The sequence below is a fragment of the Chelatococcus composti genome, assembly GCF_014201415.1.
GTDB lineage: Bacteria > Pseudomonadota > Alphaproteobacteria > Rhizobiales > Beijerinckiaceae > Chelatococcus_A > Chelatococcus_A composti.
The window spans coordinates 466,952-488,610 of the sequence record NZ_JACHEH010000004.1 but is presented as its reverse complement, the minus strand read 5'-3'; the positions used below and the strand labels follow the sequence as shown (position 1 = coordinate 488,610).

The window sequence follows — 21,659 nt, the reverse complement described above, 5'->3', positions numbered from 1 at the left end:
CCGGGCGTGCCGACGGCGGAGTGCAGGGAGGAATGCCGTGACGACCATCGCCTTTCCCGAGCCGGATTCGGCGGTGCTGGGGCGGCGCGAGGCCATCATCGCCGGCCTCGCGCGGCTGCTGCCGGCCGATGCCGTCATCACGTCCGAGGACGAGCGCCGCGCCTTCGAGACCGATGCGCTCACCGCCTACCGCCGCATGCCGCTCGCCGTCGTGCTGCCGTCGACGACGGAGGAGGTCGCGGCCGTGCTGCGCTTCTGCCACGCCGAGGGCGTCAGGGTCGTGCCGCGCGGCGCCGGCACGTCGCTCTCCGGCGGCGCGATCCCGCAGGAGGATGCGGTCGTCCTCGGCGTCGCCAAGATGAATCGCGTGCTCGACATCGACTTCGTCAACCGCACGGCGCGCGTCCAGGCCGGCATCACCAATCTGGCCATCAGCCAGGCGGTGGCGCACGAGGGCTTTTTCTATGCGCCGGACCCCTCGTCGCAGCTCGCCTGCACCATCGCCGGCAACATCGCCATGAACTCCGGCGGCGCCCACTGCCTCAAGTACGGCGTCACCACCAACAACCTGCTCGGTGTCACCATGGTGCTGCTCGACGGCACCGTGGTGGAAATAGGCGGCGCCCATCTCGATGCGCCGGGCTACGATCTCCTCGGTCTCGTCTGCGGTTCGGAAGGCCAGCTCGGCGTTATCACCGAGGCGACGGTGCGCATCCTGCGCCAGGCGGAGGGGGCACGACCGGCCCTGATGGGCTTCGACTCGGTCGAGACGGCGGGCGCCTGCGTCGCGGCCATTATCGGGGCCGGCATCATCCCCGTGGCTCTCGAGTTCATGGACCGACCGGCCATCAAGGTGTGCGAGGCCTTCGCTCACGCCGGCTATCCGCTCGACGTCGAGGCCCTGCTCATTGTCGAGGTGGAGGGCTCCGAGGCCGAAATCGAGGACGCCCTGAAGCGCATCGTCGCCATCGCCGAGCGCTTCTCGCCCAAGGCGCTGCGCGTCTCGCGCTCCGAGGCGGAGAGCGCCGCCATATGGAAGGGCCGCAAGTCGGCCTTCGGTGCCATGGGCCGCATCGCGGACTATCTGTGCATGGACGGCACCATCCCCACCGGCCAGCTGCCCTATGTGCTGAAGCGCATCAGCGAGATCTGCAACGGCTACGGTCTCGGCGTCGCCAACATCTTCCATGCCGGGGACGGCAACCTGCACCCGCTCGTGCTCTACGACATCAACAAGCCGGGCGAGCTGGAGAAGGCGGAGGCCGCCGGCGCCGACATCCTGAAGCTGTGTGTCGAGGTGGGGGGCTGCCTCACGGGCGAGCACGGCGTCGGCATCGAGAAGCGTGACCTCATGCGGCACCAATATTCCGACATTGACCTCGCGCAGCAGATGCGCATCCGCGGCGTCTTCGATCCGGCATGGCTGCTCAACCCGGCCAAGGTCTTCCCGCTCGACGGCCGGGTGGTGCAATGACGCTGCCGAAGTCCGCCACCATCTCCGAGCCGGTGCTGACGCCCGAGAGCGAGGAGGAAGCCGCCGCGCTTGTCGCGGCCTGTGCCGCCGCCAGCCGCCCGCTCGCCATCCGCGGCGGCGGCACAAAGGCAGCGGTCGGCCGGCCGGTGAACGCCGAGGCAACGCTGTCGACGCGGGGACTGACGGGCATCACCCTTTACGAGCCGGCCGAGCTCGTCATCGCCGCCCGTGCGGGCACGCCGCTGGCCGAGGTCGAGCGCACGCTGGCGGAGCGCGGCCAGATGCTGCCCTTCGAGCCGGCGGATGCGCGCGTGTTGCTCGGCAGCGAAGGGGAGGCGACGGTCGGCGGGCTCGCCGCCACCAACCTGTCGGGCCCGCGGCGCATCATGGCCGGGGCCTGCCGCGATGCCATGATCGGTGTGCGCTTCGTCAACGGTCGCGGCGAGGTGGTGAAGTCCGGCGGGCGGGTGATGAAGAACGTGACGGGCCTCGACCTCGTCAAGCTCGCGGCCGGCGCCTGGGGCACGCTCGGGCTGCTGACGGAAGTGACCTTCAAGGTGCAGCCGAAGGCGGAGCGTTCGGCGACTCTCGTCATCGAGGGCCTCGACGACGTGCGCGGCGTGGAGGCGCTCAACGCGGCCCTCTGCTCGCCCTTCGAGATCACCGGCGCGGCGCACCTGCCGGCCGGCCTCGGCGGCGAGCGGGCGCTCACCCTCCTGCGCATCGAGGGCTTCTCCCCGTCGGCGGACTACCGTGTCGGCGAGCTGCGCCATCTGCTCGCGCCCTACGGCCCGGCCGAGCGCATCGTCGATGCGGGGGAGGCGCGGCGCCTGTGGCAGGACGTGCGCGACGTGCGCTTCCTCGCCGAGCCGCAGGCGCATGCTGTCTGGCGCATTTCCACGGTGCCCACCGCCGGTCCCCGCGTTGCGGCCGCCATTGCGGCCCATGCCGATGCCCGCTTCTTCTACGACTGGGGCGGCGGCCTCGTCTGGCTCGCCGTGCCGGCGGAGGGGGACTGCTGCGCCGAGGCCATCCGCAAGGCGCTCGCCCCCCATGGCGGCCACACCACGCTGTGGCGCGCACCGGCCGACATCCGGGCCGCACTCCAGCCGTTCCAGCCGCTCGCTGCGCCGCTGATGCGCCTGAGCGAGGGCATCAAGCGCGCCGTCGACCCTGCCGGGATCTTCGAGCCCGGCCGCATGTACGCCGGGATCTAGATGCAGACCAACTTCCGCCCAGAGCAGCTCGTCACGGCGCAGATGCAGGAATCGGAGAAGATCCTGCGCACCTGCGTGCACTGCGGCTTCTGCACAGCGACCTGCCCCACCTATCTCCTGCTCGGCGACGAGCTCGACTCGCCGCGCGGCCGTATCTATCTCATCAAGGAGATGCTCGAGAGCGGCAAGCCGGCGACACCGGAGGTGGCGAAGCACGTCGACCGCTGCCTCTCGTGCCTGTCGTGCATGACGACCTGCCCTTCGGGCGTGCATTACATGCACCTCGTCGACCACGCCCGCGCCCATATCGAGACGACCTACCGGCGCCCGTGGCACGACAGGCTGGTGCGCATGCTGCTGGCCGCTGTGCTGCCCTATCCGGCCCGCTTCCGCGCCGCCCTCGCAGCCGCGCGACTGGCGAAACCGCTGCGCGGCGCCTTCCGGCGGCTGCCGGGGCTCGGTCCGCGGCTTGCAGCGATGCTGGACCTCGCGCCCTCGGCCTTGCCGGCGCACGAGGGCAACCGTCGCAGCATCTATCCGGCCGCGGGCCCCCGACGCGGACGGGTGGCGCTGCTGTCGGGCTGCGCCCAGCCGGTGCTCGACCCCGGCATCAATGCCGCCGCGATCCGCCTGCTCAACCGCCACGGGGTCGAGGTGGTGCTGGCGGAAGGGGAGGGCTGCTGCGGCGCGCTCGTCCACCACATGGGCCGCGAGGCCGAGGGCCACGCCTTCGCCCGGCGCAACATCGATGCGTGGATGCGCGAGATCGAGAGAGGCGGGCTCGACGCCATCATCATCACGGCATCGGGCTGCGGCACGACGATCAAGGACTACGGCTTCATGTTCCGCGACGATCCGGCCTATGCCGAAAAGGCGCGCCGCGTCTCGGATCTCGCCAGGGACATCACCGAATATCTCGCGACGCTGCCGCTCGCGCCGCGGGCCGACGTGGGCCACCTCATTGTGGCCTATCACTCCGCCTGCTCCATGCAGCACGGCCAGCAGATCCGCGAGGAGCCGAAGAGGCTGCTGCGCAAGGCCGGCTTCACCGTCAAGGACGTGCCGGAAGGCCACATCTGCTGCGGCTCGGCCGGCACCTACAACATCCTGCAGCCCGAGATCGCCGGACGCCTGCGCGAGCGCAAGGTGGACAACATCGAGAAGACCGGCGCGAGCATCGTCGCGACCGGCAACATCGGCTGCATGACCCAGATCAGCAAGGGATTCGCCGACCGCGGCCGCCCCGTCCCCGTTGTCCATACCGTGGAACTGATCGACTGGGCGACCGGCGGCCCCCGCCCGCGCGCCCTCGCCGATGCTACCCCGCCGGTCTCGCCGGTCGCGCTCTCGGCTTCGTGACCAGGCGCCCCGCGCGTCGCCGGCCTTCGTCGGCACTCGCGGCTGCCTGCGGTCTGGTCAGCGCCGCTCGCGGAAAAAGTCCTTGAGCAGGCGCGCGGCCTCGCTCTCCCGGATGCCGCCGTAGACCTCCGGTGCATGGTGGCAGGTGGGCGAGGTGTAGAGCCTGACGCCGTTCTCGACAGCGCCGCCCTTGGGATCTGCCGCGCCGAAATAGAGCCGCCGGATGCGGGCGAAGGAGATGACCCCCGCGCACATGGGGCATGGCTCAAGCGTCACGTAGAGGTCGCAGCCGGCAAGTCGCTCGTCGTCGAGCGCGCGGCAGGCCTCGCGGATGGCGAGCATCTCCGCGTGGGCGGACGGGTCGTTGAGCTCGCGCGTGCGGTTGCCGGCGCGGGCGATCACGCGGCCGTCGCGCACAACGGCCGCGCCCACGGGTACCTCGCCGCGTGCGGCGGCAGCTTCCGCTTCTGCCAGGGCGACGGCCATCGCATCCGTGCGCGCGTTGTTATTCATGTCGAAGCCTGATGCTCCTCCTCGCTTCGCCGCCTGCACTCTGCTATCACCGCGCCATGAACGACAAGTCTGACGATCAACGCGGCCCGCGCCGCGCCGGTGGCAAGGGACCGGCCGGCAAAGGGCAGGCAGCCGGCAAGCGGCTTCCCGGTTCCGCCGGCAAGAAGAAATCCGTGAACAAGGCGGGCGTCGCGGACAGCGGCCGCCCGGCCGCCGTCGTGGACGGCAACAGCCCGCTGATGCGCAAGGCGGCGCGGCGCGCCGTGGCTGCGCGCGAAGTCCTGCCCGACAGGGACGGGCGCCAGCGCATCGCCAAGGTCATGGCCCGCGCCGGCGTCGCCTCGCGACGCGACGCCGAGGAGATCATCCGCGCCGGCCGCGTCGCCGTGAACGGCAAGCTCATCGACACGCCGGCGACACTGATCGGCCCCGACGACCGGGTGACGATCGACGGCGAGCCGATGCCGACGCGCGAACGCACGCGCCTGTGGCTCTACCACAAGCCGCGCGGCCTCGTGACGACGGCGCGCGACCCCGAGGGACGGCCGACCGTCTTCGAGGCGCTGCCACCCGACCTGCCGCGCGTCGTCGCCATCGGCCGGCTCGACATCAATACGGAAGGGCTGCTGCTGCTGACCAACGACGGCGGCCTCGCGCGCGTTCTCGCCCATCCCGACACCGGCTGGCTGCGGCGCTATCGCGTCCGCGCCTATGGCGAGACGGACCAGGCGACGCTCGACGGCCTCGCCAACGGCGTCACAATCGACGGCATGCACTACGGCCCGATCGAGGCGCGGCTCGAGCGCAAGCAGGGCGACAATGTCTGGCTGACGGTGGGCCTGCGAGAGGGCAAGAACCGTGAGGTCAAGCGCATCCTCGAGCATCTCGGTCTCAAGGTGAACCGGCTCATCCGCGTGTCCTTCGGGCCCTTCCAGCTCGGCGACCTCGGCGAGGGCGCCGTGGAGGAGGTGCGCACCCGGGTTCTCAAGGACCAGCTCGGCGAGAAGCTCGCGGCCCAGGCCGGAGCGGACTTCGACGCGCCGATCTTCGCGCCCGACACCGACATCCTCGACCGGCCGGAGCCTGCCGGCAGGAAGCCGGCCGGTCTTCGCCGTGCGCCGGCGCGAGAGGCGAAAGAGACTCCACGGCCCGAGGAGACGAAGGGCCGCAGCGTGTGGCGCGCCGACGAGGACACCAGTGGCCGGGCGCGCCCGCCACGCCGCGGGGCCGACCCGAAGGCGGAGCGCCTGGCGAACGCGGAGAAGGAGCGCGCCCGCGCCGGCCGCATCGCCGATGCGCGCGGGCGCAGGGTGCTGGTCGAGCGTATCGTGCGCGCCACCGAGGAGCCGGTGCGTGAGGCGCCCGTGCCGCGGCGCCGCAGCGCTGCTGCAACGGCAGGGGGCGCCCGCGGCGGCAGTGCCGTCCGGGCCGTGCAGAAGCCGGCGCGTCGTCCCTCCGGTGACCGGCCCGACCTGCGGGGACGGGAAGGGCAGGAGCGGCCCGGCAAGCGTCCGGGCAAGCCGGGCGGTTCCGGACCGGCAGGGCGGACCTCCGGCGGCAAGCCCGGAGCACGTCCCCCGCGCTCGGGCGGCCCGCGCAAGCCCACCGGCCCGCGCAAGCGCTAGAGGGGCGGCCATGCGCATCGTCGCAGGGCGGTTCAAGGGCCGGCCCCTCGCTGGGCCGAGGACTGACGCCATCCGGCCGACGTCGGACCGGTTGCGCGAAGCCCTCTTCAACGTACTGACCCACGCCTATGACGACCCGGTGGCAGGCGCGCGGGTGCTCGATCTCTTCGCTGGCACCGGGGCCATGGGGCTCGAGGCCGTGTCGCGCGGCGCGGCCTTCGCGCTTCTCGTTGACAATGGTGCCGAGGCGCGGGGAGTTATCCGTGCCAATGTCGATGCGCTCGGCGCGGCCGGCCTGACACGCATCTTCCGGCGCGATGCGACGAGGCTCGGCCCGGCCAAGCCTCTCGAGCCCTTCTCGCTCGTCTTCTGCGACCCGCCCTACGGCAAGGGCCTTGGCGAGCGGGCACTCGCCAGCGCCCGCGACGGCGGCTGGCTGGCACCGGATGCACTGGTTGTGCTGGAGGAGGCGTCGTCGTCGCCCGTTGTTCCGCCGGAGGGGTTCAGGCTGCTCGAGGAGCGGCAGTACGGCGACAGCAAGGTGCTTGTCCTGCGCTTCGATACCGGCGGATAGTTTTCCGCGGCCTCCCGAACGACAGGGCAGGTGGAAAGAGGCCGGCGCGGGAGGCTCGTCCCGCACCGGCCATGCGCATCGTCACTGGGAAAGCTTCAGGCTGATGAAGATTTTCGCGATGAAGGAGGTGATATCGTTCCTGTCATCGCGGTTGCACGCGTCATTCCCGCAGGGACGCTCACCGAGGCCGCAAAGATCGGCAAGCTTCGTCGAAAGCGCATTGAGCGTCTTCTCGAGGGCCGTCAGCACGCTCTTCAGCTCTCCGAGGATGCCGGCCAGACCCTTGCTATCGCAATGGCCACCCTTCGGTGCGCACGGCTGGGGCCTGCATGGCTCGGGCTTGCACGGCTCCGGCTTGGGCTCCGGCTTCGGGGCCGGGCAAGGCGCCGGTTTCGGCTCGGGCTTGCACGGCTCCGGCTTGGGCTCCGGCTTCGGGGCCGGGCAGGGCGCCGGCTTCGGCTCGGGCTTGCACGGCTCTGGCTTCGGCTCCGGCTTCGGGGCCGGGCAAGGCGCCGGTTTCGGCTCGGGCTTGCACGGCTCTGGCTTCGGCTCCGGCTTCGGGGCCGGGCAGGGCGCCGGCTTCGGCTCGGGCTTGCACGGCTCTGGCTTCGGCTCCGGCTTCGGGGCCGGGCAGGGCGCCGGCTTCGGCTCGGGCTTGCACGGTTCCGGCTTCGGCTCCGGCTTCGGGGGCGGGCACGGGTTCGGCGGCGGCGGCGGAGGCGGAGGCGGTGGGCTCGGCGGGCATGGCTGGCACGGGGGTGGGCACAGCGGCATGCAAACGACAGGGCCGCAGATCGGCATGCAAAAGCTCATGACAAATTCCTTTGTTCGTACAGATCTTGGTATAGAAATGAAATTTCAGAAGCACATGAAGAAAAATGGAGTAATAATATCTATATGATTCTTCCGGTGATCAGGTGTGCGTTGCGGTGCGGAAAATAGCAACGTGATATATTTTGTCTAGATACTAATCGTGATCAATCGCGAAATGTATTGTTTCTGTCTTTGGAATGTTGCGCACCAGAGAACCGGGCCCGGTGAAAGATCGCCAGGGCAGGGCGGCCGGAAAAAAGGCGGGCACGGCCCGCATGCGCCGGCGCTTCAACGGTGCTGACGGGCAGAGGTTGCGGCCCGTCGTGGTCGGCGGGGCGGGTGCCGGTCAGCGACGGCCGAAGAGACGCTCGATATCGGCCAGCTTGAGCTCGACATAGGTCGGCCGGCCGTGGTTGCACTGGCCCGAGTGCGGGGTCGCCTCCATCTCGCGCAGCAGTGCATTCATCTCTTCGGGGCGGAGCCTGCGGCCCGAGCGCACGGAGCCGTGGCAGGCCATGGTTGCAAGCACGTGATCGAGACGTTCCTCCAGCGCGCGGGCGTCGCCCCATTCCGCGAGAGCATCGGCAACGTCGCGGACGAGGGGCTTGATGGCGCCGCCCGCGAGCGCGGCGGGCACCTCCCGCACGGCCACGGCGCCAGACCCGAAGCCCTCGATAACGAGGCCCAGCGCCTCGAGCGTCTCCGCGTGGGCAAGCAGACGGTCTGCCTCGACGGGATCGAGCTCGACGATCTCAGGGATGAGAAGCATCTGGCGCGTGATCCCCGTTGCGGCGCGCTCGCGCTTCAGCCGCTCGTAGACGAGCCGCTCATGCGCCGCGTGTTGATCGACGATGACGATGCCGTCCTGCGTCTGTGCGATGATGTAGTTCTCGTGCACCTGCGCGCGGGCGGCGCCGAGCGGCTGGGCAAGCGCGTCCGCATCCGGTTCGTCGACGCCAGCCCGCGCGTCGGCAGAGGGAACCGCGATACCGTCCAGTGTCGACTGCCGTGGTTCGTCGAGCCCGGAGAGGGGCGCCTGCCAGTCCCGCCAGGCACCGTCGGCGGGCGCACGCAGTCGCGGCGTGGGGGAGGCGAGAGCGCCCGGCGTCGGCGCAGCGGATGGAAGGGCAAAGGCTGGCCGCGCCGCTTCCAGCGTCCGCAGCCCCCCGGTGGTTGTCACCCGGTGGCCGGCGCGCGTCAGCGCCTCCTTGAGGGCGCCGACGACGAGGCCGCGCACGAGCCCGCCGTCGCGGAAGCGCACCTCCGTCTTGGCCGGGTGCACATTGACATCGACGACCCGCGGATCGCAGCTGATGGCGAGCGCCAGCGCCGGGTGCCTGTCTCTTGGCAGAAAATCCATATAGGCGGCGCGTATGGCGCCCAGGATGAGCTTGTCGCGCACCGGGCGGCCGTTGACCGTGGTGTGGATCTGCGCCGCCGTGCCGCGATGATAGGTCGGCAGGCCGATAAAGCCCTCGAGATCGATGCCCTCGCGGCTCGCGGAAACGGGCAGGGCGTTGGGCGCGAAATCGGGGCCGATGAGGCGTGTGATGCGCCTCAGCAGCGCCTCCTGGTCGTCCCCCTCCGCCGGCAGGTCGAGCGGCGAGAGATTGTCGCCGGCCAGGACGAAGCGCACATCGGGGTGGGCCATGGCGAGGCGCTTCACCGCCTCCGCCACCGCCTGGGCCTCCGCCCTGTCGGTCTTCAGGAACTTGAGGCGCGCCGGCGTGGCGGCGAACAGGTCCGTCACCTCCACGCGCGTGCCGCGCACCGCCGCAGCGGGCCGCGGCTCGTGCTTGACGCCCCCGTCAACCACGATTTCCCAGCCGTGCGGCTCATCCGGATGGCGCGTCGTGATCGACAGACGCGCCACCGCGCCGATGGAGGGCAGGGCCTCGCCGCGGAAGCCGAGCGTTGCGATGGCGAAAAGGTCGCCGGTTGGCAGCTTGGAGGTAGCGTGACGCTCGACGGCGAGCGAAAGATCCTCGCGCGTCATGCCGGTGCCGTCGTCACTGACGCGGATGAGGCGCCGGCCGCCGGCCTCGATCACGACCTCTATGGTTGTCGCGCCGGCATCGAGCGCGTTCTCGACGAGCTCCTTCACGGCTGCCGCCGGCCGCTCTATCACCTCGCCGGCGGCAATGCGGTCGATCAGGACAGGGTCGAGACGGCGCACCGCCATGGGTCGATCCGTATAACGCGGGGCTTGATGCGGCAGGCGGAGGCCTCAGCCGCGCCCTTCAGCGAGATAGCGCTTGGCGAGGATCTTCGCCTCCTCCACGGCCGGCTGGTCAAACGGATCCACGCCGAGCGCGAAGCCGGTCAGGATCGTCTCCAGCATGAAGTGCATGAGCAGCGCGCCCATGGTGCGCTCGTCAATGCGGTCGACATGGATGTGGCGCACCGGGCAGCCGTTGCGCGCGAAGGTGTCTATCATGGCGAGCCCCTGCGCCGCCACGAGGTCGCCAATGGTCTTGCCGCCGAAATCCGCCTGGCCGGCCCGCTCGGCGAGTGCGGCGTCGATCTTTGGCCCCCGGCCGCGCGCGGCAGTGGTGACGACGGTGAAGAGCTTGTCCTTCGGCCCGGCGAGGTAGAGCTGCTGCTGGCTGTGCTGGTCAACGGGCCCGAGCGCGGCGACAGGCTGCGTTCCCTTGCCGTCCTTGCCGAGGCTCTCCGCCCACAGCTGCACCCACCAGCGGGCGAAACGCTCCAGACGGTCCGAATAGCCCATGAAGACGGCGATAGCCCTGCCTTCCAGTGTCGCCGCCATGTTGACTGCCGCGCCGATGGCGCTCGGCGCCTCGCGCACGTCGCCGCCCGAGATGAAGGGCGCCACCACCTCCGCCGCGCCGGCCCGGATGGCGGCGATGTCGAGGCCGAGGACCGCTGCAGGCAGCAGGCCGACGTTGGTCAGCACCGAATAGCGTCCGCCGATGCCGGTGTGATGCTCGAGGAAGGGGACACCCTCCGGCTCCAGCAGGGCTCGCAGGGCGTTGCGCTTGCCGCCGTCCACCTGTGGCTCCGACAGGCCCACGAACATGGTGCTGACCTTCGAACGCAGCCCGGCGCGGTCGAGCGCGGAGAGAACGGCCATGGTCTGCAGCAGCGTCTCGCCCGTGCCGCCGGACTTGGAGATGGCGGCAAAGCGCGTCGTCTCGAGGGGCAGGCGCTCCAGGAGGCTGCCGAAGGTCAGCGGGTCGAGATTGTCGAGGAAGTGGATGCGCGGCTTGTCCGCAAAGCGCCCGAGACCCGGCACGGCATAGTCGGCGAGCTGGGCGAGCGTCTGCCCGCCGAGGCTGGAGCCCCCGGTGCCCAGGATGACGACGTCGCTCGCTCCATCGGCCAGCCGCGCGCCGGCTTCGCGGATCGCGGCGAGGTCGCCGGTCTCTCCCGGCACGGAGAGGAGCGGCAGCGCGCCGGCCCGATGCTCGCTGGCGAGGCGGCCAGCAGCCGTTTCGACGGCGGAGAGGGCGGCATCGATGGCGGTGTCCGGCAGGCCGTCACCGCCGATGGTGGCGGCGCGGACAAGATCGATCGACTGCGTGAAGGTCATCGGAGGCCTCTTTTCAATCGGCTCTCGGGACAGGTCGTCCGGGCGACGGAGACCCGGCAAGACTCATCAGGCATGAAGGCGACGATAATGTGCCCGGAGGCGTGCGGCTACCATGGCCCGCGCCGCCGGCCGCCCGCTCACAGCCCCTCGGGCCGGCCCGCAGCGACGACGAGCATCCTGTTATCCGCAAACAGCCGCTCCGCCGCGCGCCGCACGTCCGCCATGGTCACGGCTGCGACGAGGTCGTTGCGCCGGTCGATGTAGTCGATGCCGAGTCCATCCATGGAGATCTGCAGCAGCTGCCGCGCGATCTTGGCGGAGGTGTCGAAATGCAGCGCATAGGAGCCGATGAGGAACTGCCTGGCCTTCGCCAGCTCGTCCTCGCTCGGCCCCTTCGCGAGCAGGTCGGCGATCTCGGCGCGGATGACGGAGAGCGATTCGGCGGCGCGCTCGTTCTTCGTTGCGGTGGAGCCGCCGAAGAGGGCGCTGCTGCGCAGCGGCAGAAGGGAGGTGTGGACGCTGTAGGCGAGGCCGCGCTTCTCGCGCACTTCCTGGAAAAGGCGCGAGGTGAAGGAGCCGCCGCCGAGAATGTGGTTGAGCACGTAGGCGGGCAGGTAGTCGTCATCGAGGCGCGCGATGCCGGGCCCGCCAAAGCGGATCACCGACTGCGGCACGTCGATGTCGACCACGACGGGCGCATCGGCGGTCGCCGGCACGACTTCGGCCGGCTGCGCGATTCCCGCGGTGGCGGGCAGCGTACCGAAGATGTCGTCGAGACGCGCCGCGAGGGTCGCGCCGTCGATCGCACCCACCGCGGCGACGAAGAGGTTGGAGCGGGCCATGGTCGCGCGGTGCATGGCCACGAGATCCTCGCGCGCGATGGCCGGCACCTCCGCGAGCGTGCCCTGCGGCGGGCGCCCGTAGGGATGATCCGGGAAGGCGTGGCGGAAGAACTGCTCCCGCGCAACCGCGTCGGGATCCTTCAGGACATGGCGCAGGCCCGCCTCGACCTGCGCCCTGACGCGGGCGATGGCATCGGCGTCGAAGCGCGGCTCGTTCACAGCGAGCCTCAGGAGATCGAAGGCCTCGTCCGCATGGCGGCGCAAGGTTTTCAGCGAGCCGCGCAGGCTGTCACGGTCGGCGAAGAAATGCAGCTCGATGGCCCGGTCTGCCAGCATCTGCTGGAAGGCGGCCGAGTCGTGCGGGCCCGCCCCCTCGTCGAGCAGGCCGGCGAGCATTGTCGCCGTGCCGCCCTTGCCCGGCGCGTCCTGGGTCGTGCCGCCGAGGAAGGCGAACTCGAGCGCCACCAGCGGCACGGCATGCTCCTCGACCAGCCAGGCCTCGATGCCGCCCGGCGACACCACGCGCTGCACGCGGTGGGAGGCACGGTAGGGCTGTTCGGCGGTCTTCGTGGCGGCGCTCGTTGTCATGGTGGCTCCAGTCGGGAAGGGCGGGGAGCGGAAGCGGAGATCAGTCGGCGTGCGCGAGGTGGCCGATGACGGCACGGCGGGCCACGAGGAAGCGGCGGCCCGCTTCCACGACATCCTCGGCCGTCACGGCCTCGATGCGGCCCGGCCAGGCCTCGACCTCCTCCACCGTCTCGCCAACGGCGAGCGCCGCGCCGTAGATGCGGGCGAGGTGAGCCTGGTTGTCGGCAGCGTAGACCATCTCGGCGATGAGGCGGGTCTTGGCGCTGGCGAGCTCGGCCGGCTCGACGCCGCGGGCGAGGAAATCGGCGATGACGGCGTCGATCGCCTCGTCGAGTGCGTCGAGGGTGATGCCGGGCTTGGGCACGGCGTAGGCGAGGAAGCGGCTGTCATCCAGCATCCCGGACAGGTAGTAGGCCCCGGCGGAGACCGCGATGTCGCGCTTCATCACGAGTTCGCGGTAGAGCACCGAGGTGGCGCCGCCGCCGAGGACCTCGGCGAGCACGTCGAGCGCATAGGCCTCGTTGCCCGTCTGCGTGCGGGCTGAGGGCACGAGATAGGCCCGCTGCACATAGGGCTGCTCCACCTTGGGGTCGGCCACCGTCACCTTGCGCAGGGCGCGTGGTTCCGGCTCGCGCGGGCGCGAACGCTCCGGCCGGGCACCGCGCGACTTGACCTTGCCGTAGGTCTTCTCGGCGAGGGCCCGCACCTCCTCCGGCTCGACGTCGCCGGCCACGACGAGAATGGCGTTCTCGGGCGTGTAGAAGCGCTCGTAATAGGCGAGCGCGTCGTCGCGGCTCAGGCCCTCGATCTCATGCATCCAGCCGATGATGGGCGTGCCGTAGGGGTGATGAACGTAGAGCGCCGCTTCCATCGCCTCGCTGAGCTGGGCGGCCGGGTCAGTCTCGACGCGCATGCGCCGCTCCTCCAGCACCACGTCACGCTCGGGCGCGACGACGTCGTCAGTCAGCACGAGGCCCGTCATGCGGTCGGCCTCGAACTCCATCATCGTGCCGAGATGCTCCTTGGCGACGCGCTGGAAATAGGCCGTGTAGTCGTAGGAGGTGAAGGCGTTTTCCTGGCCGCCGAGGGCTGCGACGACCTTGGAGAACTCGCCGGCAGGGTGCTTCGCCGTGCCCTTGAACATCAGGTGCTCGAGGAAGTGGGCGATGCCGGACTTGCCGGGCGGATCGTCGGCCGAGCCGTTGCGATACCAGACCATGTGCGTGACCACAGGCACCCGCCGGTCCGGGATGACGACCACGTCGAGCCCGTTGTCGAGCCGGAAGGTATGCGTCTGCGCCGCTGCCCCCTCTGGCGCCTGGTGCCGGGTTGCGGTGGGCGTGAGGTCGGCGGGAGGGGTGTGGGTCATGGTGTGTTCCGGTCGGACGGCGGGACGGGCGGCATTTGAAATGCAAAGCGCCGGCTGCGTCGACAGCCGGCGCGGCAGGACCGGTGGCAACCCGGGAATCTGCTGGCGCCGGCCACACGCAGCCTGCGCTCAGGAGATAGGTTGCCGGAAGGCTCTTGTCATCTGTTGCGGCGCGCTTCCTGATTGATGAAGCCGCGCGGATCGCCATCCTCGGGCGCCGACGTGGCCGGGGCGCGCTCAGCCTTGCCGATGGGCGCCTCGGGCGAGGGCAGGCGATAGCCGGGCGGCGGCTCTGTCAGCGCCTGGCGCTGCGGCTCCTTGCCGTAGGCGATGGGCGGGGCGTCGGGGTCGCGACCGTTGGAATAGCGCAGCTGGTCCGGGTTCACCCAGTGCGTCTCGCGGCAGTTGTCGCCATAGCACGGGTTCGCGATCGGCCCGGGGGCACTGTTGGGGCCGCGTCCGCGCACGGCCAGCAGCTCCTGGTTCGACATGCGGGCGCCCTGCGACACCATCTGGTCGTTGCGCACGGGCACCGGACGGCGCGCGGCAGCAGCGGCCTCGCGCGCCTTGGCGACGTCGGGGTCCTTCGGCCAGGCGGGGTTGGCGGTCAGCCGCTCGCTGTCGCGCGGCGGCGGCAGTGTGCTCGTGGACGGCGGCACAACGAGGGGCGGGCGCTCGCGGTAGATGATGGCGTCCTGCTCGCCCTCGATGATGCCGAGGGAGCCGAGCAGGTTCTTCATGAAGACGCCGCTTTCTTCCTGCGCCTGCGCCGGCCCCGGGTAGGCGAGGGCAAACGCGAAGGCGGCGATGGCGGCCAGGAGCCCCGCCCTCATGAAGCCGGGCTTAACGAGGCCGGACGTCACGTCGTTTCGCGTCATGATCCTATCCCATCAACAACACCGGCTTCCTCCGGCCGGTACGCCACGTTTCGACGATCGGTGCGGCGATTGTGAGGCGCCACGCCGCCGCTGGCCGGGCCTCAGCCGCGCGGGGCGGCCGAGCGCCTGCGCTCGAGGACGAAGGAGTCATACAGAAGGAGCCCTACCCCCGCAACGATGGCAGCATCAGCGACATTGAAGACGTACCAGCTGAAGGAGCCGGCGTGCAGGTGCACGAAGTCGAGCACCGCGCCGTAGAGGAGCCTGTCGATGGCATTGCCGACGGCCCCGCCGATGAGGAGGCCGAGCCCCACGGCCACCACCTGGTGCGCGCTGCGCGCGAGCCAGACCGACAGGCCAACCGCCGCCGCGAAGGACAGGACGATCAGCGCCCAGCGTCCTGTCTCGCTCGATTGCTGGAAGAGGCCGTAGGAAATGCCCCGGTTCCAGACAAGCGTCAGGGACATGAAGGGCGTGAGCGCGACCGGCTCGGTCCAGGTCGTGATCTCGGCGACGAAGTAGAGCCAGAGCTTCGTCGCTTGGTCGAGCGCGAGGGTGAGAACCGCGACGAGGAAACCGAGCCGGGCGGGCGTCATGCGTCAGGCAGCCTTGTGGCGGGCATCCCACTCGCGCAGCGCCGCCGCATCGCGCGGGGTCACGTCCGGGTAGTCGGCATCCTTGCCGACATCGGGCGAGATCTTCCACGAGCGGGCGCACTTGCGCCCCTCGGCCTTCGCCGGCACCACAGCGACACCCTGCACGTCGTCGAGCCGGAACGCTTCGGCCGGGCCCTCGCCGTCGGTGACGGTGATGGCGGAGGTGATGCAGATCTCGGCGAAGTCGACGCCGGCCAGCAGGCCGCGCAGCTCGGCATCCGCGACATACACGACGGGCGCGGCCTCGAGGCTCGAGCCGATGCGCTTCTGCGCCCGCTCGATCTCGAGTGCGCCGGTGACGACACGGCGGACCCGCCGGATACGCGTCCAGCGCGCGGCAAGCTCGTCGTTGCGCCACTCGGGCGGGATGATGGGGAACTGCTGGAGATGCACCGAGCCCGACTCCTCGCCGAAGCGCGCGAGCCAGGCCTCCTCCGCCGTGAAGACGAGCACCGGCGCGAGCCACGTCACGACGCAACGGAAGAGCTGGTCGATGACGGTAAGTGCGCTGCGCCGTGTGACGCTGGAGGCCGGGTCGCAGTAGAGCGCATCCTTGCGCACGTCGAAATAGAAGGCGGACAGGTCCGACGTCATGAAGGACGCGAGCAGGGAGACGACGCGCTTGTAGTCGTAGGTGGCGTAGGCCTTGCGCACCTCCCCGTCGAGCTCGCAGAGCCGGTGCAGCATCAGCCGCTCCAGCTCCGGCATGCGGTTCGTCGGCACGAGGTCACTCGGGTCGAAGTGGTGCAGCGTGCCCAGCATCCAGCGGATGGTGTTGCGCAGCTTGCGGTACTGGTCGACGACGCTCTTGAGGATCTCCGGGCCGATGCGCTGGTCGTCCCAGTAGTCCACCGAGGCGGTCCACAGGCGCAGGATGTCGGCGCCGTACTGCTTGATGACATCCTGCGGGGCGACGGTGTTGCCCAGCGACTTCGACATCTTGCGGCCCTGCTCGTCGAGCGTGAAGCCGTGCGTGACGACGATGTCGTAGGGCGCGCGTCCGCGCGTGCCGCAGCTCTCGAGCAGCGAGGAGTGGAACCAGCCGCGGTGCTGGTCCGATCCCTCGAGATACATCACCCGGTCCGGCCCGCCGTCGACGCGGCGACGGGTCTTCAGATCCTCGCGAACCTCGAGCGTGAAGGCGTGGGTGGAGCCGGAATCGAACCACACGTCGAGGATGTCCATCACCGGCGTGAAGGCCGACGGATCGGGAACGAGGCCCTCAAGGAAGCGGCGAGGGTCGGCGCTGAACCAGGCGTCCGCCCCCTCGGCCTCGAAGGCGGCGGCAATACGTGCAGACAGCTCCTCGTTGGCGGCGAAATCAGGCCCCGGCGCCAGCTCGACAACGTTGCCTTTCTCGTCCTCGCGCACGAAGACGGTGATCGGCACGCCCCAGGCGCGCTGGCGCGAGATGACCCAGTCGGGCCGGTTCTCGATCATGCCGTTGATACGGTTCTCGCCGGCCGGTGGCACCCACTGGGTTGCGGCGATCGCCTTGAGCGCGCGCGAGCGCAGCGTGTCACCAGGCCCGCCGAGCGGCTTGTCCATGGCGATGAACCACTGCGGCGTGTTGCGGAAGATGAGCGGTGCCTTCGACCGCCAGGAGTGGGGATACTGGTGCTTCAGCCGCCCGCGGGCGGCGAGCTTGCCCGCCTCGACGAGGGCCTTGATGACGCGCTCGTTGGCGTCGCCCTCGCGGCCCTTGTCGTCGAGCACCCGGGCGCCGGCGAAGAGCGGCACGTGCGGATAGTAGGCGCCGTCCGGCCCCACCGTCTGCGGCACGTCCGGCGTGCCGGCGGCGGCGAAGGCGGCTTTGTTGTTGACCCACAGATTATAGTCGTCCGCGCCGTGGCCGGGGGCGATGTGCACGAAGCCCGTGCCGGCGTCGTCGGTGACGAAATCGCCGGCAAGCAGCGGCACGCCAAAGTCATAGCCCTGCCCGGCGAGCGGATGGGCACACAACACGCCCGCCAGATCCCTCGGCGTGACGGCAGCGATGCGGTGCCAGCGCTGGACGCGCGCCGCCTTCATCGTCTCGTCGGCGAGCTTGTCGGCGAGCACGTAGCGCTCGCCCTTCACGGCCCAGTTGCCGGCCGGCGCCTCAGAGACCTCGTAGAGGCCGTAGGTGATGCTGTCCGAATAGGCGATGGCGCGGTTGCCCGGGATGGTCCAGGGCGTGGTCGTCCAGATGACGACGCTCGCCCCGTCGAGCAGGCTGCCCGAGGCGGCCTTGACCGGGAACTTCACGTAGATGGTGGTGGAGGTGTGCTCCTGATACTCCACCTCCGCCTCGGCCAGCGCCGTACGCTCCACGATCGACCACATGACGGGCTTGGAGCCGCGATAGAGCTGGCCGGTGGCGGCGAATTTCATCAGCTCGCGGGCGATCTGTGCCTCGGCCGGGTAGGCCATGGTGAGATAGGGGTTGGCCCAGTCGCCCTCGATGCCGAGGCGCTTGAATTCCTCGCGCTGCACGTTGATCCACTTCTCGGCGAAGGCGCGGCACTCGCGGCGGAACTCGACGACCGGCACCTCGTCCTTGTTGCGGCCCTTGGCGCGGTATTCCTCCTCGATCTTCCACTCGATCGGCAGCCCGTGGCAGTCCCAGCCCGGCACGTAGTTGGCGTCGTAGCCGAGCATGGTCTGCGAGCGCACGACGAGGTCCTTCAGCACCTTGTTGAGCGCGTGACCGATGTGGATGTGGCCGTTGGCATAGGGAGGACCATCGTGCAGCACGAAGCGCGGGCGGCCCTTGCCCGCCTTGCGCAGGGCCTCGTAGAGGCCGATGCGCTGCCAGTAGGCGAGGATCTGGGGCTCGCGCTCGGGCAGGCCGGCGCGCATCGGGAACGACGTCTGCGGCAGGAACAGCGTTTCGGAATAGTCGCGAGCGGAGGGGGAGGGAGCGTTCATGGATCGGCCGGTTCGGGTAGGCGCTTCGCGCGTGCGGCGCCCGGGATGTTGCGGCAAGCATTGAAGGGCCCGCGCGGGCCCCGTGTAACCCGGACCTTCGCGGGACCCGCTCACGGGTGCCTCAGGCGAAGGCCGGGCCCTTAATTCGCTGCTTGAATCGAGGTTCGGTCATGGCCGTCTTCTACGCATCTTTGCACAAAGAGGCCACCGCTTTTCGAACAAAACAGCCGCCGGCACAAGCCGGCGGCCGCGCGCCGTGTCGCGGCATCACGCGACACGCAACTGCCTCTCGACCGGCGGCCGCGGCTCACCTGCCAGCGCCCCGGCCTGGGTGCCGAGATCGCGGACGAGGTCGCCGAGCCGCTCGATGCAGGCCAGAAGGTCGCGTTCGGCCGTGCCGGCCGGTGCATCCTCGGGCTCCTGCCCGTGACTCGCTGCTGCTACTGCTTCGATGGAGCGGGCGATCTCCTGGGTGGCACTGCTCTGCTGGCTCACCGCCTCGGCGATAGTCACGGTCATCGCGTCGATCGAGGCGATGGTGCCCGAGATCGTCTCGATGGCCTCGACAGCCTGGGCCGTCGCGGCCTGCATGTCGACGATCTGGTCGCGGATCTCGTCCGTGGCGCGGGCGGTCTGGTTGGCGAGGGCCTTGACTTCCTGCGCGACCACGGCGAACCCGCGACCGGCCTCGCCCGCGCGGGCCGCCTCGATGGTGGCGTTGAGCGCAAGCAGGTTCGTCTGCTCGGCGATGGCCGTGATAAGCGTGATGACCTCGCCGATCTTCGCGCTCGACTTGTCGAGCGCCCGGACGAGCTCGCTCGTCGCCTGTACCTCGCGCACGGCGCGGGCGGCGATGCTCGAGCCCTGCCGCAGCTGGCGGCCGATCTCCGAGATAGAGCTCGTCAGCTCGACGGCTGCCGCTGCCGCGGTCTGGACGCCACCATTCAGCGGCCGGCGCGCCGGGCGGCGCCCCGCCTCCAGCGAGAGAGACACCTGATGCCGCAGCGTCTCCAGCTCAGCGCTGAGCTGGTTCGCCCGGCCCTTGATGTAGTCCAGCGCCTGCGCCAGGTTGGCCTGGTCCTTGTCGCGGACACGGGCCCGCTCGTCGCGCAGCGTCGTGACCTCGGCGCGCAGGGTCGTCAGCTCGCTCTCCTGCTGGCGTGCCACGATGAGCCGCCGGCGCAACTCCTCCACCGCGCGTGCCGTCCGCCCGGTTGCACCGTCGTCGTTGACGTGCGGCACGGCAATGTCGAGCCTGCCTTCGGCGAGGCGTGCGAGCGCGTCGTCCAGCATCACCCGCGAACGGGGCGGGCGCGGCGCGAAACCGATCCCGACAAGCGTGATGAGAACGGCTGCGGCCAGCGGCACGAGCAGGAGCTGCTCGTCGCTTTCCAGAGCGATGGCGTGCTGGACCGCGAGAATGGCGAGGGTCCCGAGAAAGAAACCGCCGGCGCGAAAAACCAATGAATAGTGCTTGTCGAGGGAGATCTGGGAAAAAGGCGTCGTGTGCATCGTCTCGGCAATCGGCGGTCTGTAACGCTGCGATCCTTGCCGAGACGGGTTAAGGATTGGTGCAATCGAGCCTTTTCGGCATCAGAAAGACTGGGGGGAATCGAGCAGCGAGGGCACACCGCTGATACCCTCCTGCAGCAGGCGCCGCGCCTCGGCGCTGTCCCGGTCCATCTGCGCCACGAGCGCCTCGACCGAGGCGAAACGCTCCTCCGGGCGAAGGAAGGCGACGAACTCCACATTCATCGTGCGGCCGTAGAGGTCGCCGCGGAAGTCGAACAGGTGCACCTCGAGCAGCGGTGCGCCATTGTCGAACGTTGGCCTGCGCCCAAAGCTCGCCACGCCTGTGTGGACGGTGCCGTCCACAGCGGCGCGCACCGCATAGATGCCGTGGCGCAGCCCGCACTCAGGATCGAGCGCGAGATTGGCGGTGGGATAGCCGAGATCGCGGCCACGTTTGTCACCGTGGCGCACATCGGCCTGCACGAGCCAGCGGTAACCAAGCAGATGGTTCGCCCGGGCGATGTCGCCCGCGGCGAGGCTCGCCCGGATGGCGCTCGAGGACACGACCTCGCCGCCCTCCGTCACCGCGGGCAGGACGCGCACGGCAAGGCCGAGCGCGGCTCCGTGCTCGCTGAGGAAGGCGGGCGTGCCCTGCCGGCCCTTGCCGAAGTGGAAGTCGTGGCCCACGACCACGCCCTTGGCGCCGAGCCGCTCGACAAGCAGCTGCTCGATGAAGTCGTGGGCGCTCGTTGCCGCGAGGGCGGCGTCAAACTGCAGCTCGATCATGCCCGCAAGGCCGAGCCGGGCCGCAACGAGCGCCTTCACCTGCGCGGGCGTGATGCGGAAGAGCGGCTTGTCGGGCGCGAAGAAACGTCTGGGATGGGGCTCGAAGGTGAGGAGCGCCGCAGGCGCGGCATGTTCGCGCGCCAGGGCAACCGTTGCCGCGACGATGGCGCGGTGCCCGCGATGCAGCCCGTCGAAATTGCCGATAGCCACCACCGCACCCCGCAGCGGGGCTGGCACGTCGCCCTCTCCATGCCAGTGAACGAACGATTCGTTGCGGGCGAGGAAGGGCGAATCGGTCGGAATGTTCGAGGGCATCGGCGCTCGCGGATCGAGGCAGGATCGCCCGGCTACGGGCGCGGCGGACCCTGCCAAGAACACGGGCGGCTGGTCAAGCATGGATCAGAGATCAGCGCGCGAGGGCACCGCGACCCAGGCCTCGCCTTCGAGCACGGCCTTGCCGTCGCAGACGCAGTCGCAGAACAGGCGCACCCGCCGCCGCGCCGGCACGAGCTCGCTCACCTCGACCGTGGCGGTGACGACGTCGCCGATGCGCACGGGCGCCAGGAACTGCAGCGTCTGCGACAGATAGATGGCGCCCGGGCCGGGAAGACGCGTGCCGAGGACGGCGGAGATGAGGCTCGCCGTGAACATGCCGTGCGCAATGCGCTGGCCGAAACGGGTCTGCGCCGCATAGGCCTCGTCGATGTGGATGGGGTTGTGATCGCCCGTCACGCTGGCGAAACCGGTGACGTCATCTTCCATGACCGTCCGCATCAGCCGTTCGCGCATGCCGACGCTGAGGTCCTCGAAATAGAAGCTGCGCATGACCTCCAACATGAAGCCTTCCCGCTGCTGCGGCGGCCGATGCGGGGAATCCGTGCGGCAGCCGGTGGGGTTCTGCCCCTTTTGCGGCAATGCACCATAATTACTTATTGCGCTGCAGCGGGCCATGCGACTTTCGGCCACCGCAAGCAGAAGGGTAGTGTTAAA

17 protein-coding genes and 1 pseudogene are annotated in these 21,659 nt (G+C 69.9%); 6 read left to right on the top strand and 12 right to left on the bottom strand.

Going from position 1 to position 21,659, the window contains the following annotated elements:
* The first annotated feature begins 37 nt into the window (after nucleotides 1-37).
* The 3 genes from HNQ73_RS11125 to glcF are packed head-to-tail and all read left to right on the top strand — an operon-like array spanning nucleotide 38 to nucleotide 4,050.
* Entirely contained in the window at nucleotides 38-1,474 is a 1,437-nt protein-coding gene (locus HNQ73_RS11125; protein ID WP_183334903.1) for an FAD-linked oxidase C-terminal domain-containing protein, read from the top strand.
* Nucleotides 1,471-2,691, top strand: coding sequence for a glycolate oxidase subunit GlcE (glcE, locus tag HNQ73_RS11120; RefSeq protein WP_183334902.1), 1,221 nt, complete (start codon nucleotides 1,471-1,473; stop codon nucleotides 2,689-2,691). The genes HNQ73_RS11125 and glcE overlap by 4 nt, the downstream gene beginning before the upstream one ends.
* Nucleotides 2,692-4,050 carry a glycolate oxidase subunit GlcF gene (gene glcF / locus HNQ73_RS11115; protein WP_183334901.1) on the top strand — a complete coding sequence of 453 codons (1,359 nt, stop codon included), beginning with the start codon at nucleotides 2,692-2,694 and terminating at the stop codon, nucleotides 4,048-4,050.
* 57 nt (nucleotides 4,051-4,107) lie between these two features.
* Here glcF and HNQ73_RS11110 read toward each other — a convergent pair whose 3' ends face one another.
* The gene (locus tag HNQ73_RS11110; protein WP_210305105.1) at nucleotides 4,108-4,563 is read right to left on the bottom strand and encodes a nucleoside deaminase; all 456 of its coding nucleotides are present in this window, start codon (nucleotides 4,561-4,563) and stop codon (nucleotides 4,108-4,110) included.
* Nucleotides 4,564-4,802: 239 nt separating this feature from the next.
* Between HNQ73_RS11110 and HNQ73_RS11105 the strand changes: the two are divergent.
* Nucleotides 4,803-6,185 (top strand): annotated as a pseudogene (locus HNQ73_RS11105) (pseudouridine synthase); the annotation flags it as partial.
* Between the two features lie 13 nt (nucleotides 6,186-6,198).
* The gene (rsmD, locus tag HNQ73_RS11100; RefSeq protein ID WP_183334900.1) at nucleotides 6,199-6,762 is read left to right on the top strand and encodes a 16S rRNA (guanine(966)-N(2))-methyltransferase RsmD; all 564 of its coding nucleotides are present in this window, start codon (nucleotides 6,199-6,201) and stop codon (nucleotides 6,760-6,762) included.
* 81 nt (nucleotides 6,763-6,843) lie between these two features.
* On the opposite strand, the gene HNQ73_RS11095 is transcribed toward rsmD, so the two are convergent.
* Nucleotides 6,844-7,011: a hypothetical protein gene (locus tag HNQ73_RS11095; protein WP_183334899.1), complete on the bottom strand. Its 168-nt coding sequence runs from the start codon at nucleotides 7,009-7,011 to the stop codon at nucleotides 6,844-6,846.
* 19 nt (nucleotides 7,012-7,030) lie between these two features.
* On the opposite strand from HNQ73_RS11095, the gene HNQ73_RS11090 reads away from it, so the two are divergent.
* Nucleotides 7,031-7,663, top strand: coding sequence for a hypothetical protein (locus HNQ73_RS11090; RefSeq protein ID WP_183334898.1), 633 nt, complete (start codon nucleotides 7,031-7,033; stop codon nucleotides 7,661-7,663).
* Between the two features lie 258 nt (nucleotides 7,664-7,921).
* Here HNQ73_RS11090 and mutL read toward each other — a convergent pair whose 3' ends face one another.
* The 10 genes from mutL to HNQ73_RS11040 form a co-directional block, all read right to left on the bottom strand.
* Nucleotides 7,922-9,757: a DNA mismatch repair endonuclease MutL gene (gene mutL / locus HNQ73_RS11085; RefSeq protein ID WP_183334897.1), complete on the bottom strand. Its 1,836-nt coding sequence runs from the start codon at nucleotides 9,755-9,757 to the stop codon at nucleotides 7,922-7,924.
* A gap of 45 nt (nucleotides 9,758-9,802) precedes the next feature.
* Complete coding sequence (locus HNQ73_RS11080) at nucleotides 9,803-11,128, bottom strand: glucose-6-phosphate isomerase (RefSeq protein WP_183334896.1); 1,326 nt, start codon at nucleotides 11,126-11,128, stop codon at nucleotides 9,803-9,805.
* Between the two features lie 137 nt (nucleotides 11,129-11,265).
* Complete coding sequence (locus HNQ73_RS11075; protein WP_183334895.1) at nucleotides 11,266-12,558, bottom strand: M16 family metallopeptidase; 1,293 nt, start codon at nucleotides 12,556-12,558, stop codon at nucleotides 11,266-11,268.
* A gap of 40 nt (nucleotides 12,559-12,598) precedes the next feature.
* Complete coding sequence (locus HNQ73_RS11070; protein ID WP_183334894.1) at nucleotides 12,599-13,927, bottom strand: M16 family metallopeptidase; 1,329 nt, start codon at nucleotides 13,925-13,927, stop codon at nucleotides 12,599-12,601.
* Between the two features lie 158 nt (nucleotides 13,928-14,085).
* The gene (locus tag HNQ73_RS11065) at nucleotides 14,086-14,805 is read right to left on the bottom strand and encodes a hypothetical protein (RefSeq protein WP_183334893.1); all 720 of its coding nucleotides are present in this window, start codon (nucleotides 14,803-14,805) and stop codon (nucleotides 14,086-14,088) included.
* A gap of 101 nt (nucleotides 14,806-14,906) precedes the next feature.
* Entirely contained in the window at nucleotides 14,907-15,401 is a 495-nt protein-coding gene (gene lspA, locus HNQ73_RS11060; RefSeq protein ID WP_183334892.1) for a signal peptidase II, read from the bottom strand.
* 3 nt (nucleotides 15,402-15,404) lie between these two features.
* The gene (gene ileS, locus HNQ73_RS11055) at nucleotides 15,405-18,371 is read right to left on the bottom strand and encodes an isoleucine--tRNA ligase (protein ID WP_183334891.1); all 2,967 of its coding nucleotides are present in this window, start codon (nucleotides 18,369-18,371) and stop codon (nucleotides 15,405-15,407) included.
* Between the two features lie 267 nt (nucleotides 18,372-18,638).
* Complete coding sequence (locus HNQ73_RS11050) at nucleotides 18,639-19,883, bottom strand: methyl-accepting chemotaxis protein (protein ID WP_183334890.1); 1,245 nt, start codon at nucleotides 19,881-19,883, stop codon at nucleotides 18,639-18,641.
* A gap of 81 nt (nucleotides 19,884-19,964) precedes the next feature.
* Nucleotides 19,965-20,984 carry a bifunctional riboflavin kinase/FAD synthetase gene (locus HNQ73_RS11045; RefSeq protein ID WP_183334889.1) on the bottom strand — a complete coding sequence of 340 codons (1,020 nt, stop codon included), beginning with the start codon at nucleotides 20,982-20,984 and terminating at the stop codon, nucleotides 19,965-19,967.
* Nucleotides 20,985-21,068: 84 nt separating this feature from the next.
* Nucleotides 21,069-21,506 (bottom strand): MaoC family dehydratase, encoded by a 438-nt coding sequence (locus HNQ73_RS11040; RefSeq protein ID WP_183334888.1) that lies wholly within the window; start codon nucleotides 21,504-21,506, stop codon nucleotides 21,069-21,071.
* Between the last annotated feature and the right edge of the window lie 153 nt (nucleotides 21,507-21,659).

What these genes read in the sequence shown, in the direction of transcription:
- HNQ73_RS11065 (WP_183334893.1), bottom strand. Translation starts at nt 14,805, where the DNA reads ATGACGCGAAACGACGTGACGTCCGGCCTCGTTAAGCCCGGCTTCATG.
- HNQ73_RS11045 (WP_183334889.1), bottom strand. Translation starts at nt 20,984, where the DNA reads ATGCCCTCGAACATTCCGACCGATTCGCCCTTCCTCGCCCGCAACGAA.
- HNQ73_RS11050 (WP_183334890.1), bottom strand. Translation starts at nt 19,883, where the DNA reads ATGCACACGACGCCTTTTTCCCAGATCTCCCTCGACAAGCACTATTCA.
- glcE (WP_183334902.1), top strand. Translation starts at nt 1,471, where the DNA reads ATGACGCTGCCGAAGTCCGCCACCATCTCCGAGCCGGTGCTGACGCCC.
- mutL (WP_183334897.1), bottom strand. Translation starts at nt 9,757, where the DNA reads ATGGCGGTGCGCCGTCTCGACCCTGTCCTGATCGACCGCATTGCCGCC.
- lspA (WP_183334892.1), bottom strand. Translation starts at nt 15,401, where the DNA reads ATGACGCCCGCCCGGCTCGGTTTCCTCGTCGCGGTTCTCACCCTCGCG.
- HNQ73_RS11075 (WP_183334895.1), bottom strand. Translation starts at nt 12,558, where the DNA reads ATGACAACGAGCGCCGCCACGAAGACCGCCGAACAGCCCTACCGTGCC.
- HNQ73_RS11080 (WP_183334896.1), bottom strand. Translation starts at nt 11,128, where the DNA reads ATGACCTTCACGCAGTCGATCGATCTTGTCCGCGCCGCCACCATCGGC.
- HNQ73_RS11070 (WP_183334894.1), bottom strand. Translation starts at nt 13,927, where the DNA reads ATGACCCACACCCCTCCCGCCGACCTCACGCCCACCGCAACCCGGCAC.
- HNQ73_RS11040 (WP_183334888.1), bottom strand. Translation starts at nt 21,506, where the DNA reads ATGTTGGAGGTCATGCGCAGCTTCTATTTCGAGGACCTCAGCGTCGGC.
- ileS (WP_183334891.1), bottom strand. Translation starts at nt 18,371, where the DNA reads ATGAACGCTCCCTCCCCCTCCGCTCGCGACTATTCCGAAACGCTGTTC.
- rsmD (WP_183334900.1), top strand. Translation starts at nt 6,199, where the DNA reads ATGCGCATCGTCGCAGGGCGGTTCAAGGGCCGGCCCCTCGCTGGGCCG.
- glcF (WP_183334901.1), top strand. Translation starts at nt 2,692, where the DNA reads ATGCAGACCAACTTCCGCCCAGAGCAGCTCGTCACGGCGCAGATGCAG.
- HNQ73_RS11090 (WP_183334898.1), top strand. Translation starts at nt 7,031, where the DNA reads ATGCCGGCCAGACCCTTGCTATCGCAATGGCCACCCTTCGGTGCGCAC.
- HNQ73_RS11110 (WP_210305105.1), bottom strand. Translation starts at nt 4,563, where the DNA reads ATGAATAACAACGCGCGCACGGATGCGATGGCCGTCGCCCTGGCAGAA.